The sequence below is a fragment of the Pseudoalteromonas sp. XMcav2-N genome (assembly GCF_024124545.1).
GTDB lineage: Bacteria > Pseudomonadota > Gammaproteobacteria > Enterobacterales > Alteromonadaceae > Pseudoalteromonas.
This window is the reverse complement of record NZ_JAMXSF010000015.1, coordinates 140,367-154,382: the sequence shown is the minus strand read 5'-3', so window position 1 is coordinate 154,382 and position 14,016 is coordinate 140,367. Positions and strand designations below refer to the sequence as shown.

The 14,016-nt window shown below is 46.3% G+C and carries 11 protein-coding genes; all 11 read right to left on the bottom strand.

Features of this window, described 5'->3' with window-relative positions; all coding sequences use genetic code 11:
• Window positions 1-529 precede the first annotated feature (529 nt).
• Window positions 530-1,387 (bottom strand): tetratricopeptide repeat protein, encoded by an 858-nt coding sequence (locus tag NH568_RS18210; protein WP_253049562.1) that lies wholly within the window; start codon window positions 1,385-1,387, stop codon window positions 530-532.
• Window positions 1,388-1,463: 76 nt separating this feature from the next.
• Window positions 1,464-3,404, bottom strand: a complete 1,941-nt coding sequence (locus NH568_RS18205) for a DNA topoisomerase III (protein WP_253049570.1) — start codon at window positions 3,402-3,404, stop codon at window positions 1,464-1,466.
• A 95-nt stretch (window positions 3,405-3,499) separates the two neighbouring features.
• Window positions 3,500-5,614, bottom strand: a complete 2,115-nt coding sequence (locus NH568_RS18200; RefSeq protein WP_253049560.1) for a methyl-accepting chemotaxis protein — start codon at window positions 5,612-5,614, stop codon at window positions 3,500-3,502.
• Window positions 5,615-5,884: 270 nt separating this feature from the next.
• On the bottom strand, window positions 5,885-6,214 hold the full coding sequence (locus NH568_RS18195) for a Na+/H+ antiporter subunit G (RefSeq protein WP_253049559.1): 330 nt from the start codon (window positions 6,212-6,214) through the stop codon (window positions 5,885-5,887).
• A 9-nt stretch (window positions 6,215-6,223) separates the two neighbouring features.
• The gene (locus NH568_RS18190; protein ID WP_010385043.1) at window positions 6,224-6,493 is read right to left on the bottom strand and encodes a K+/H+ antiporter subunit F; all 270 of its coding nucleotides are present in this window, start codon (window positions 6,491-6,493) and stop codon (window positions 6,224-6,226) included.
• Complete coding sequence (locus NH568_RS18185; protein WP_253049557.1) at window positions 6,487-7,023, bottom strand: Na+/H+ antiporter subunit E; 537 nt, start codon at window positions 7,021-7,023, stop codon at window positions 6,487-6,489. Before NH568_RS18185 ends, NH568_RS18190 begins: the two co-directional genes overlap by 7 nt.
• Window positions 7,024-8,535, bottom strand: a complete 1,512-nt coding sequence (locus tag NH568_RS18180) for a monovalent cation/H+ antiporter subunit D (protein ID WP_253049555.1) — start codon at window positions 8,533-8,535, stop codon at window positions 7,024-7,026.
• Window positions 8,532-8,906, bottom strand: coding sequence for a Na+/H+ antiporter subunit C (locus tag NH568_RS18175; protein WP_253049553.1), 375 nt, complete (start codon window positions 8,904-8,906; stop codon window positions 8,532-8,534). The genes NH568_RS18180 and NH568_RS18175 overlap by 4 nt, the downstream gene beginning before the upstream one ends.
• Window positions 8,906-11,698 carry a monovalent cation/H+ antiporter subunit A gene (locus NH568_RS18170; RefSeq protein ID WP_253049551.1) on the bottom strand — a complete coding sequence of 931 codons (2,793 nt, stop codon included), beginning with the start codon at window positions 11,696-11,698 and terminating at the stop codon, window positions 8,906-8,908. Before NH568_RS18170 ends, NH568_RS18175 begins: the two co-directional genes overlap by 1 nt.
• Before the next feature lie 231 nt (window positions 11,699-11,929).
• Window positions 11,930-13,102: a hypothetical protein gene (locus NH568_RS18165; RefSeq protein ID WP_253049548.1), complete on the bottom strand. Its 1,173-nt coding sequence runs from the start codon at window positions 13,100-13,102 to the stop codon at window positions 11,930-11,932.
• Window positions 13,103-13,106: 4 nt separating this feature from the next.
• The gene (nlpI, locus tag NH568_RS18160; protein WP_253049546.1) at window positions 13,107-14,009 is read right to left on the bottom strand and encodes a lipoprotein NlpI; all 903 of its coding nucleotides are present in this window, start codon (window positions 14,007-14,009) and stop codon (window positions 13,107-13,109) included.
• Window positions 14,010-14,016: the final 7 nt, after the last annotated feature.

The window sequence follows — 14,016 nt, the reverse complement described above, 5'->3', positions numbered from 1 at the left end:
ATGTTAGTCACTCAGTTCAGTTGAGACTCTAAATTTTTGTGCGTCACTACCTAAGTAGCTTCGCTGTTAGAACTCAATCTGTACGAGTGCCCACACAGATGATTGCTTCATATTTTTAAAGAACAGTATAACTAACCTTAGTTAGTTACCGCAGCCTTGCTGCGAAGTGGAGCGCCATATTAACCGCTTCACTTTTAAAGTCAACTAGAAAATTTAATTTTTCTTAATTAAGCTTTCCGTTTGGCTTTCCCTTCACTTGGCTCGTTGCTTTTCAGCGTTGTGCCCCGTGTCGGTGGATGCGCATTATAGGGAAATCGAAACCCAGCGCAACCCTTTTTTATAAGAAAAGTAATTAAAATAGCTATCTCGAGCAATTTTCATACTAAACACGCCAAAACCCCTATTATTGTCATCAAATATTCACCTATTTGACACAATCAAGCTTCCAAGGGATCTAAGTATTGTACATTTCAGAAGAGACGCAAGAAAAAATGGCGCTTTTTTGCGCCATTTTTATTAGAGAAAAGAATCAGTACAAAAGACTGTAAAGTTTTCGCCGGTAGCGAGCTGCTATTTCGTCGCCTTCCGGTAAGGATGCAATGATATCCAGGTAGCCTTTTTTGGCTTCTCCAAAGTTCATGTCTTTTCTTAGTACAGATATCAGGCTTTCCAAAGCATCAGCTTTCTTGCCTGCATCAACCTGGGCCTGGGCAAGTTGGCACCATATCGACAAATCATCCGGTGACGATTCGGCTTCACTCATAAGACGCTTGAGTTCAGGTGATTCCTGCGCATCTTTTGCCAGTTCCAGTTTTGAGCTTAAATTGGTGAAGTAGGCATCTTGTGCTTCTGCTGGGACAGACGCTAATAGCGCCTCAGCTTCTTCCACTTTTTGTATCTGAATACAGATATCTGCAAACACCAGCGAAACTCGTGGGTTATCTTTTGCAACACCATAAGCCTGCTTTGCCAGTGCAAAGGCATCATTCAGTTCACCATTAGCAAGCGCGTGCTTGGCTTGATCAAGTAAGATCAGCTCAGGTGAAGGCAGGTGCTCCGACAAAGCCTTGGAAATCTCTTCTTGTGTTTTCGCACCAGGGAGAACATCTACAGGCGCACCGCCTTTCAACACAACCAACGTAGGTAACGCCTGAAGACCCACTTGTTGCGCCAACTGAGAAGCAAGCATTTGCTGCTGATCGCAATCTACCGTTGCAACCACTATGTTATTTGGATATTGCTGAGCAAGCGCATCAAGAATACCAGCTTGCGCAATACAGTTTGGTTCCTGAGCGCTAAAAAACGTCATTAAGATGAGCTTTTCAGGATCAGGAGATGCCAACACCTGTTGAATATTTTCAGGTGTAAGTGAGATTTTATTTTCCATGTTCAAACCAGCTGTGATAGTTGACTATTTATATGGTGACATCCACACCAATTACAAGGCAAATAAAAAAATCCTACTAAGCCGCAGACTTTCGGCGACCCGCTTTAGTCGTCGTGCGTTTTTTTGTTCTTTTTTTGGAAAATAAGGCCCTCGAACCCGATTTGCCACTTTTCAAGCCACTAAACATGGAACTATCACTCATATTTGCGCGCTTAACAATGTTCGTGATTTCTTTTTCAAGAGGATCCATAAATGTCTGATAGGGCTGCTCCTTCATTGCAATTCGCGCCAGTTGTGATTCCCACAATGCCGTTCTGTCCGGCATGGACAAGTCCTCAGGAAGCGTCTTTACAAGCGCAACGCCCAACTCTGTTGATTTGATACTTTTGCCACTGCGTTGCAAAAAGCCTCTTTTAAACAATAAATCGATGATCCCGGCTCTGGTTGCCTCTGTACCCAGTCCATCGGTCTCCTTCAACACTTTCTTGATGTCCGCGTTCGACACAAACCTGGCGATACCTGTCATGGCGCTTAATAAGGTTGCTTCTGTAAAGTGACTGGGGGGCTGAGTATGTTTCTCGATTACTTGTCCTTTAAAACAGTTAAGTAACTCGCCGACTTCCAGCTGGGGCAAAATAACCGGCTTCTTTTCTTCCACTTTAAATAAACGCTTAAAACCAAGGTCGATGATCTGCTCAGCTTTGGCAACAAACACGCCGCCCGCAATTTCTAGTTCCACTTTAGTTTCTGTATATCGATAGGCAGGGTAAAACTGCGCCAGATACTGAGTACAAATTAGCTGGTAAACTTGTTTTTCGTATTGCCCTAATTGAGCCGTTTTCAACTTTTTTGCTGTTGGGATAATAGCGTGGTGTGCGTCAACTTTAGCGTCATTCCAGCATTTACCCTTCAAGTTCAGATCAGCACCAGCAACTTTGTCTGCTTCCAGCCCCTGGTTATTTAATGCCGCATCTAATACCTGTCTGGACTCAGCAAAGTGCCCCTGCGGCAGATAACGGTTGTCAGAGCGGGGGTATGTAATAAGTTTATGCCTCTCATAAAGCGCCTGACAAACATCCAATACTTGTTTCGCAGACATACCAAATCGCTTGTTAGCATCGATTTGCAATGCCGACAAGTTATATGGCAGTGGTGGGTTGTGCTTCTTCGGTTTCGCATCTACTTTCTTAACTTGGGCATTCTGGTCCAGGATCCTCGATGCAACATTATCAGCCAACGCTTTAACCAGCACCCGACCTTCTTCATCCATATAGGGCTGACACGCCTCACTGGGTTGCCACTTGGCACAAAATTCACTCCCACCACTTTTCTTTATATGCGCTTGCACCTCATAAAAGGGCTTGGATACAAAGTTTTCAATTTCAATATCCCGCCTCACAACAAGTCCCAGGACCGGAGTTTGTACTCTGCCAACTGACAGTACTCCCTGGAACCCTGCTTTTTGCCCAACCAGCGTATAAGCTCTGGTCAGGTTCATACCATAGAGCCAATCTGCTCGTGCTCTCGCTAACGCTGACACGCTTAAAGGTACAAACTCCAGATTGGAACGCATCTGAGTGAGGGCTTTTTTTACAGCTGAGGGGTTTAAGTCACTGATCAGCAGTCGCTGTGTATCCTGCTTTTTGTAAGCTGGGAGCTTCGCATCCTGAAGTACCTCATCAACCAGCAATTGCCCTTCTCTGTCAGGGTCGCCAGCATGAACAAGGTGCTTTGCTTTTTTTATGAGCTTTTTAACTACACTCAGTTGTTTTTTTGTCTTTGGCTTTGCTTTAAACTGCCATTGCTGCGGCACAATCGGCAAATGCATCATTTGCCATTTTTTATATTTAGGATCATAGTCTTCTGGAGCAGCCTGCTCAAGTAAATGACCAATACACCAGGTCACACAGTCCCCATTGGCCAGTTCTATATAGCCATCATGCTTTTTATGAGGTTTGGGCAAAACATCCGCTATAGCTCTGCCAAGGGAAGGTTTTTCGGCAATATAAAGTTTCATCATTGAAATAACTGTATGTATTTACAGTTATGATAGTCAACTCTGACGGTAATTGCCAGAGTTGACCCTGAAGGATAATAAGATACAGGGAGGACTTAGGTTTTAAGTAGATTTAACTGCTTGTGCTTTTGCTCCACTATATAGGTCAATGCACTTGCTGCTTGCTCTACTTCGTCAGCAAAACCAGACAATTCAGCTGCTGCGTCAGAAATCCCTGTTGTGTTAGTGCTAATTTCCTCAGTCACCATGCTTTGCTCTTCTGCCGCAGTCGCAATTTGTGTTACCTCATTTGATATACTGCTGAGCTCGCCCACTAAGCTACTCATTAACTCTGCCGACTCCCGGCAATATGAAACCGCTTGTTCACCCTGACTGACAGTCTTTTCAATGATCTGCTCTGAGCCTGTGACTTCGCTTTGCAGATTATCGATAAGCTTGCTAATGTCGTCCGTTGAGGCCTGTGTTTTTGAAGCCAGTGCACGTACTTCATCAGCGACCACAGCAAACCCTCGACCTTGTTCACCTGCCCTGGCCGCTTCTATCGCCGCGTTTAGCGCAAGTAAATTGGTCTGCTCAGCAATGGCGCGAATAACATCCAGGATTTTGGAAATATCACCACTTCGCTCTGAGACTTTGCCAAACGCGTTTTTCGCGTCTAATACCTGCTCGGCGATTTCCTGCACTGTCTCTGTTGTTCTGACTATACTTCGTTCACTACTTTGCACTGTCTCAACAGCATGATTTGTACTTGAAGCGGCTTTTTCCGAGGCTCTGGCCACTTCTGTGGCTGTTGCACTCAACTCATTAATTGCGGTCACAACACTGTCGATTTCAAGGTGTTGATTCGACACCTTGTTTTTTATATTGATGGCAGCTTCTGTGGTCTTGTGAGATTGGGCATATGACTCTTCAGCCAACTCTTTGAGGTCAATGATCATGCTTCTGAGTTTATCTGTAAAGCGGTTAAAGCCATGAGCCAGAGATATCAGCTCAGCATGATGACTTACTTCCAGCTTATGAGTCAGATCACCTTCGCTAGACGCAAGGCTATCGACACGCTCCTCAATATATGTGAGCGGTCCAATGATGGTGTTAATCAGCACCAGCGCAAGACCCAATGCTACTGCTGCAACGACAGTGCCCAGAAATAGCATCCAACGCCCCAGTGAGTTGGTTGATTCTTCTATTTGTTGCTCTATCTGAGTAACAGAGGCCAGTGCAACCTCCTTCGGTAATTCGATAACCAAAGACCAGGTCGTGTTGGCAAGTTTGATCTCAATAGGCACAGCAATAGCCAGCATATCTCCTATTTCACTGAATCCACTTTTTTGATGCAAGTTCAACAGCTTCTCTGCGATATCCGGATTGACAGACTCTTTCAAAGGTCTGGCAAGCTTGTCGTAATGGCTGGCACCGACAACCAACCCCAACTTGCTGAGCAAAGAGACTTTCGCCTGCCCCTGATATAGTGATTCTGATAATTCATCAACCAACTTTTGGAATACCGGCAAGTTCACATCAACTCCTACCAGCCCCTGAAAACGCCCGTTGACATCGACAGGAACCGTTAATGATGTCATCAACATCTTGTTACCTGGAGAAATTTCGTACAAATAAGGTTCCATAATACAAGGCGCCACACTGTCGCGTGCACAGAGATACCATTCGGCTTCGCGAAGCCCAAATTCGTTACGTTTGTCTAAATACTTATCAGCCGCTGACTCAATTTGATGTTGCGTGATCCCGCTGGCATCTCGAGTAAAATATAATTCCAGCGTACCATCACCTGGTGCAGAGTGACTGGCACCGGACGTATAAGCTTGGTCTTGTCCGTCATAACCATTTGGTTCAAACTGAGCATACATTGAGGATACAAAACGATTTTGTTTCAATGCGCCGGCAACCAGGTCTTGCACCTGAGTACGCGCCAATGGCGTATTGACAGAAGTTGCTTTCAGAGCGCCTGCCAATGTATAGGGCACCCGATAAGCAGAGTTAATAAACTCTGCAACCTGACGTGCATAGTATTGTCCCTGTGCCGTTAACCCCGTTCTGATCTCCTGATAAGCCAGCTCTCTGAGCTGTGTACTCTGCACTTTGTTCTCTTTTTGCAGGTTCATCCACATCGTTGTTACTAGCAAGGCAACAAGGGCAGTCACCAGCGTGACCACAAACAGGATAAGCTTCTTTTTGATGGACATATGCTGCATATAAAACACTCACAAATGGTTGTTTATTGGGATAACTTTAGCAAAAGTTTCGCTATCTTGCGTATTCTAAAATGACAGCTTTAAGTAATTATGACTACACTATTGGGCGATTTTTTTTACATTAAACAAGGGTAGTACATAATTTGTACTTATTGATAAGAGTTGAATGGGTGAGAGCAGACTAAACAGCTCACTAGGATGAAAAGTTGGGGATACAAACGAAAGGAGTCGCTGTTGAAGCCCTACAGCGACTCACGATTAAAAAGAAACTCAGTCTTCCTCAATCTTGTCTTTGCCACGGGTGGGCTCGATACTGTCTAATCTGTGGTGAATTGCCGATTTAATCAACATATAACCACTGATAGGCGCGGTAATAAGCAAGAACATAGAAATTAGAATTTCTTTGACACTCACCCCTTCCCCGTAAAAACCATAGTAAGCCATTGCCGCAAATAATAAGCAGGCCATACCCAAAGTCGTTGCTTTAGTCGGTCCGTGCAAACGCATGAAGAAATCCGGCATTTTGACCAGGCCTATGGAGCCGACCAAAACTAAACTGCCGCCTAACAATAACAAAAATGAAATAACCCATTCCATCATTCGCTCCCCCTATTCAATGATATCGCCGCGCAGCAGGTATTTACATACCGCCACTGTGCTGACAAAGCCAAGCAAGGCAATCAATAGTGCAGCCTCGAAATACAGCGAAGTGCCCATGTTCATGCCATATAGCACTATCAGGGCAATCGTATTAATGTACATTGTATCTAATGCCAGAATCCGATCAGGAATAGATGGCCCGACCACAAGTCGCCACAGATTAAGTAGCAAAGATACACCGATCATCGCAAAGACAATCAGAATCACCGTCTCTAACATGCAAAGATCTCCTTAATGGGTTTTTCATAACGCGTTTTAATCGTGTCGATCAGCGCTGCCTCATCATCCAGATCCAGAACATGGATCAACAGGTAACGCTGTTGTGGCTCTGCGCCATCACTCATGTCTTCAGGCCATGGGTAGACTTCTGCACTCACGGTGCCCGGTGTCAGTGACACGGTGCTTGCCAAGATGGTTATGGGCATAGACTGAGCCAGATCAATGGGCACTTTTACAAAAGCGGGCTTCAATTTTCGTGTCGGGCCCAGAATCTTGATTGCTACCTCAATGTTAGCCATCAATATATCGTACAAAACAAGCAATAAATATTGTAGTGCCTTACCAGGTTTCAATACCAAAGGTTGTTTGGTACGAAATGGGAAAGTCGCAAGGGGAATAGCAACAGCCAAAATCGCAGCCAAGATTAAATGACCCGGTGCCACGCTGTTATTTAACAACAACCAAACAATGAACAGCATTAGGCTGCGAAACGGCGTCGGTAACCATTTATATTTTGCTTCCAAACGCATCTAGTTTACTCCTCCTAACACGTCCTGCAGTAGCCCCGTAAAATCGTGCAACTCCTGAGCAGCAAGCAATGCATATTCACTCAGAGGACCTGCAAAAATCACCATCAACGGTGTACACAATACCAATAAAAGTACGGCACAGATCTGAGCTGGGTGAGCCCGCTCCTGTTCACTCTCACTTTTACCACTATGATGCCAGAACACGGTACTACCCGCTTTTGAGACGGAGATAAGAACCGCCAGGCTCGCAACCAAATATACCAGCCAGAACCAGTTTCCATACGGCGTATCCAGCGTTGATCTCAAAATCCACACTTTTCCGACGAATCCAGATAACGGCGGCATTCCAATAACCGCCACCGCGGCAACTAAGAATGCACCACCGATCAGCAAAGGTTGTGCAACAGGCCGACCTGCGGTGATCCTGTCTGCAACTTTACCTCTTTGTCTTGCTATAAGATCCGCCAGCAGAAACAGCGCTGCACTTACCAAGGTCGAATGAACCAGATAGTAGATGGCCGCCGCACTGCTTTGAACTGTTTGTACAGCAACCAAGGCAACCAAAGTACCAACGGACACAACGACTAAGTTCGCCACCATTTTTCTTAAGTCCTGACTTGCTAATACACCGATGGCACCCATCACTATGGTTGCGATTGCCAGCCACCAGAGCCAGTTTTGTGCCATGTGGCTTAACTCACCCGCTTCTTCACCAAAGATCAGGGTGTACACACGCATCATCGAATAAACGCCCACTTTGGTCATAATGGCAAACAAAGCCGCCACGACCGGCATCGCCGTCGAGTAAGTGTTTGGCAACCACAAATGAAGCGGTAATAGTGCGCCCTTGAGTGCAAAGACAACCAGTAGCAAAAGTCCGCCAATCTTGGCCAGGTACACATCATCACCTTGCAGTAACGTCACTTTTTGCGCCATGTCCGCCATATTTAAGGTACCCAGCGTGCCATACAAGATCCCCAAAGCAATCAGGAATACCGACGAGCCAACTAAGTTTAGGATCACATACTGTAAAGCAGCACGTGTATTGCGCTTATCACCACCGTGCATCAGCAGTGAGTACGAGGCAATCAACAGTACTTCAAAGAATACGAACAGGTTGAATGCATCACCTGTAAGAAATGCCCCATTGACGCCTAAGACTAAAAAATGAAGTAGCGGGTGGAAAAAACTTCCCCGCTCATCATCGCCTGCACAACTGTATAAACCACACACTAGCCCCAGAAATGACGTCAGTGTCACTAGCAACGCGGACAAAGGATCTGCTATCAATACGATACCAAATGGTGCAGACCAGTTACCAATGGCATAAACAGACGTGCCATGCTCCTGGGTCATCAGCAGTAAAATTACCGACGCCACTGTAGTGAGCAAGCCCATGCCCACAGAGACGATGCGGCGTGCCCTGAGATTTTTGCCACAAGGTGGCATTAACATAAAGATAGCAGCCAGCATTGGCAGCAATACTGGTAAAGAAGTTAGATGCTGCGTCATGCTTTGCTTTGCTCCTTACGTTGAGAGCCAACATTGCGCGATGCCACTTGTACTTCACTACCATTGACATGGTCGTTACCCAAATCAGCACGACCACGAATAGCCAGAATGACCACAAACGCCGTCATTGCAAAGCCTATCACAATCGCTGTCAAGACCAGCGCCTGAGGCAAAGGATCGGCATACCCGTCGCTAAACCCCAAAACCGCAGCCTTGTTCATGGTCAACCTGCCAGACGCAAACAAAAATAAGTTAACTGCATAGGACAACATAGTAAGCCCCAATACCACCGGAAAGGTCCGGGCTCGTAAAATCAGGAATACTCCGCAGGCCACTAACAGGCCTACGCAAGATGAGTACAATAGCTCCATTAAATATTTACCTCTTCTTTAGGTGCATTGGCTGTCAACTTGCCCAGGCTCGCCAGGATCATCAAAGTTGCACCAACAACCGTAATATACACACCCAAGTCAAATACCAGCGCACTGGCAAGTTCAATCTCGCCAATTACCGGCAAATCAAAGTAATCAAACCAGCTCGTCAGGAATGGACGGTCGAATGCCCAACTGCCCAAGCCTGAGATCATGGCTATGGCAATACCTGAGGCAATAATTTTGCGGTAGTTGAGTGTGAAGCGCTCTGAAATCCAGTTCGATCCGTGCGCGATGTACTGCAAAATAAAGGCAATCGCAGTAACCAGACCCGCAATAAAGCCCCCGCCGGGCAAGTTATGGCCACGCAGGAAGATGTATACCGACACCAATAGTGCCAACGGTAACAAGCTTTGAGAAATAGACGCTAACAGAATGGGGTAACGCTCTCTTGCCCAGGGGCGACCCTCAGAGTCACTACCAGGCATAAATAGCGGCAAATTGATCAATAGCTTATAAATCCCCAGAGCAGCAATACCCAGTACAGTAATTTCTCCCAAAGTATCAAAACCACGGAAGTCGACCAAAATGACATTCACCACATTGGTACCGCCTCCTCCGGTCTTCGCATTGGCAAGGAAGAAGTCAGAAATAGAACTCAATGGACGTGTGATCAAGGCATAACAAATACTACCAACTATGACACCAATGGCAGAAGCTATCCCCAGATCGCGCAACACGCGTACCGAGCTACTTTCTTTCGGTGTTCTTTGCGGTAAGAAGAACAGCGCCAGCATCAACAGAATGATAGTGACAACTTCAACAGTTAACTGAGTAAGTGCCAAATCAGGTGCAGAGAAGCGAGTAAATGCGACGGCTACCATCAGGCCTACAACCGAGATCATCAGCAAGGCAACCATACGTGTACGATGCCAGATCACTGTGCCTATTGCACCAATCATGAGCAAACCTGCACCAATCGCATTGTGAACATCGATAGGTGTTGGTTTGTTTTCACCGACTAGCTGGGTCATTTCGAACAGCGGCCAGCCTGCACTTAACAGGACCACTAATAACATAAGCATCAGGTATCGTTGTAACGACCCGTTTTCGATAGCATCAATGCGTGCACGGCTCCAGCTAACCACTCTGTACATCACATGCTCAAACCCTTTTTTCGCATTAAGAGGAGGCAATGAAGCCTGGAATGTAAACAGATAGCGGCGCTGAGTGTAAATCAACAGACCACCACACACAGCAATACCGCTCATCAACAGAGGTAAATTAAAGCCATGCCAAATTGCAATTTTAAACTGAGGAGGTTCTCCACCCAATACAGCAGCAGAGGCGACATTAAGAATATCACTGACAATAAAGCCCGGGAACATACCTACAATCAGACACAATGCGACCAAAACTTCGATAGGCACACGCATGTAACGCGGTGCCTCATGTGGCTCCTTAGGTAAGCCCACCGGATCTCCGTTGAAAAACACATCATGAATAAAGCGGGCTGAGTATGCCACAGAAAAGGCACCTGCAATGGTTGCAAGAATCGGGATCAACCAGGACATTGAGCCTAGCAACTGCTGATGTAAAGTTTCAGCAAAGAACATTTCTTTCGACAAGAAGCCGTTTAACAGGGGAACACCTGCCATCGCAGCCGCAGCCACCATAGCGAGCGTTGCTGTGTATGGCATAAATCGCCACATACCATTTAGCTTGCGCATATCTCGAGTGCCGGTTTCGTGATCTATGATCCCGGTAGCCATAAATAACGAGGCTTTGAAAGTCGCATGGTTGATAATGTGGAAGATAGCCGCGACCGTTGCCAGTTCAGTATCTAAGCCCAGCAACAAGGTTATCAAACCCAAATGACTAATGGTCGAGAATGCCAGCAGTCCTTTGAGGTCATGCTTAAACAAAGCGATATAGGCACCGACCAGCAAAGTCACAAGACCGGTTAATCCAACCAGAATAAACCAAATTTCGGTTCCGGCCAGTGCCGGATAGAAACGAGCCAGTAAAAAGATACCCGCTTTAACCATGGTTGCCGAATGTAAGTAAGCACTTACAGGCGTTGGTGCAGCCATAGCATGCGGTAACCAGAAATGGAACGGGAACTGCGCAGACTTAGTGAAAGCACCCAGTAATACCAGGATCAGGGCGAGTTCATATAGGTCATGAGCCTGGATCAGTTCACGACTGGCGAGAATGATGTCCAGATCATAACTCCCGACAATATCCCCCAGTAATAGTAAACCGGCAAGCAGAGCCAAACCACCGCCTCCGGTGATTGCCAGTGCCATTTTTGCCCCTTTGCGGGCTTCTGATTTGTGCCACCAATAGCTGATCAGCAAAAAGGAACTGATACTGGTTAATTCCCAGAATAGCCATAGTTGCAATACATTATTCGACATCACAATACCCAGCATAGCCGTCATAAACAGCATTAAGTATGCGTAGAGCTTAGGCATAGAATCGTTACTGCTGAGATAGTAACGCGCGTAGAAGATCACCAATATGCCGATTCCCAGGATCAGGAAAACGAACAACAATGATAAACCATCTAAGCGGAATGAGAGTTCTAAGCCCAACAGCGGGATCCACTCAATCGTGGTACGCAGCTGTTCATTGGCAAACACCTCCGGAGCCATATAGCAGGCCAGCGCAAGTGCCAGTCCGGGCGCAAGCAAAGTTACCGCAGTCGAGTGATTGCGGGATAGTTTACCTGTAAATGATGAGAGTAAACTGCCTAATAAGGATAGCAAGGGTATCCAAAGCAATGTCATAAAGAAAACCTTTTATCTTCAATAACCGTAAATAACGGAACAGCGCGCAGTGTGTAGCTAGTGTTATGCATAGACTATCTGATTTATTTTGCGCACGTTTTTATCACACATAACGCTTACCAGTTATACTTGATTAGTATTTGAGTTGTCTAGACTTTCGCGCTCTATACGCTGCCATTTTAGCCAACATTTACAAACAATTCAGATTAAATTCATAATTAAACTGGGCTTTTAACCCCTGGCGGCTAATTTGGCCTGAATAAATCGCTGAAAGTTGGTTGGTTTATTGCGCTGTTGTTGAAATGCCAATAACCAAAGTTCTTTGTAACGTGTTGACAACGCGAGGCTCTGATATTGCATATTTGACATGGCTTGCTGAGGTTTATAAGCAGGCAACGCCCCTGCCTCACAGCTGTGGCTGGGGTACCATCCCTTGGGAGGCGCATGCCCTACATATAAGTTAGGTGCCTTTCGACCAGGAGTTGCACATAACCACTGAGCTTTTTCTGTGCCAATGGCATATTCATCTTCAAAGCCGCTAAAGTGCATCAACTCATGAATAAACACTTTGTAGTCACTTTTCAGGTTTAATGTCATTACCCCCCGACTGACATTGGCCGCTCCACGCTCGGTCATCAACACCAGATGATCCGCCGAAGACCAGTGTGCTCTGTCAGGCATGTTAACAACATCACAATGTGCATACTTGCGTGCCTTAACACCACACTGTAAGTCTGCCCCCATATAGATCGGACCTGCAAAGCAATAGCTTCCGGCATACGGTAAAGGCGCCTTAAGATACTGCGCTTTGAGCTGCTCCAGTTTATTTAGGCCCAACCAGGAGTCACTCAGCATTAGTACTCGACGCTGACATGCTGGGTTATTCCAGCTGACCTTATCTAGTGTGTCCACCGCAAGTCGGTTTAAATCAGAACGACCAAGCTGGCCTGGAGACACTCCTTGCATAAGTTGTGATAATGTCATGTATGGCTGAGGCAGGGTGAACTGCGCAGACAACTGAATTATCTCAGGAACAGCCTGAATCGCAGTCAGTGATTGCAATAAACGCCTGTGAGCTTGTGCGCCAGCAGCGTTCCAATGTGCGCTGGCAAGCATTACAGCGGTGCTCAAATCGCCTTTTTTGAGCAGCCTGTTCGCCCACTCGAAAGCAGCCTCAGGCAATCCTAGTTGACGCAATGCCAATACAGTGTCATCGGGTAGCTCAGGCAACAATAAGCTGGCCTGTCGGGTGTCGAGGTAAAAACTCTGCGGGCTGCGCTTAAGCAACGATAAGTGTGCCTGACGCGCATTGGGGGAGTGCAATAGCCAGGGGTTGGCAGTACTGCCCGCTATGAGGGTAATGCTAACCAGCATCACCACATAGCGAAGCACAGAAGCAGACATAGCGTTAGCCTACATCCGCCTGATTCATTTCGTCTGCAATGATTTGTAATTCCAGACGAGCGTATTTATGCTCGACAAATTCGTACACATTGGTGGCCAATGCCAATTTAAAATACTCGATAGCTTTTCCAGTCTTACCTTCAAATTGGTAACGCTTGGCAAGATAGAAATAGGCCTCGCACAGACGCTCTGCAAACTCCTGCTGCGACTTAACACCATCTCCAACCTGTGCAAGGAACGCCTGCTGAGACAACTCTCCCAGATATAACTGAACCAGCTGTGTCGCCCATTCGTCATTATTCAATGCCTGGCTGTGTTGCTTAAGCGCCACTTTTGCCGCAATTGGATCTAGCTTTGATTCTGCAAGATAGAGCCACATGAGGCGGTAAGGGTCCTGAGGAGAACGTGCCAGAAAAGCCTCAAAATCACTCACGGCCAGTGCCGGGCGCTCACCGTAATACAAGGCTATACCTCGGTTTAAGTAGGCGTATTCATGGTCTGTGTTCAGCTCAAGTACCGCATCAAACATTTCATACGCTGTGCCGTATTCCTGTCGCAGTGTGTGATGTATACCAAGGAAGTTATAAACTTCAGCCAAATCTGGCTTGAGCTTGACTGCACGATTAAAGTCTATCCGTGCCAGCGTGGTCAATCCCAGACTGTCATATAGCATACCGCGATTATAAAACAGCTGTGCCTGTTGTTCATTATCCAACGTTTTGTTCTGTAACAGCTCGCTGTATCTTGCGATGGCTATTTCATTACGAAAATTAGCCGCCAGTGGCACAGCAAAAGGTACTGTGACATTGGGTGTATCAGTGCCCTGCTGAGTTGACTGGCACCCCAACAAACTCATACAAAACAAAGGTAATAATAACAATCTCAATCTACTTCCCCTTTTGGGCATGTTACGG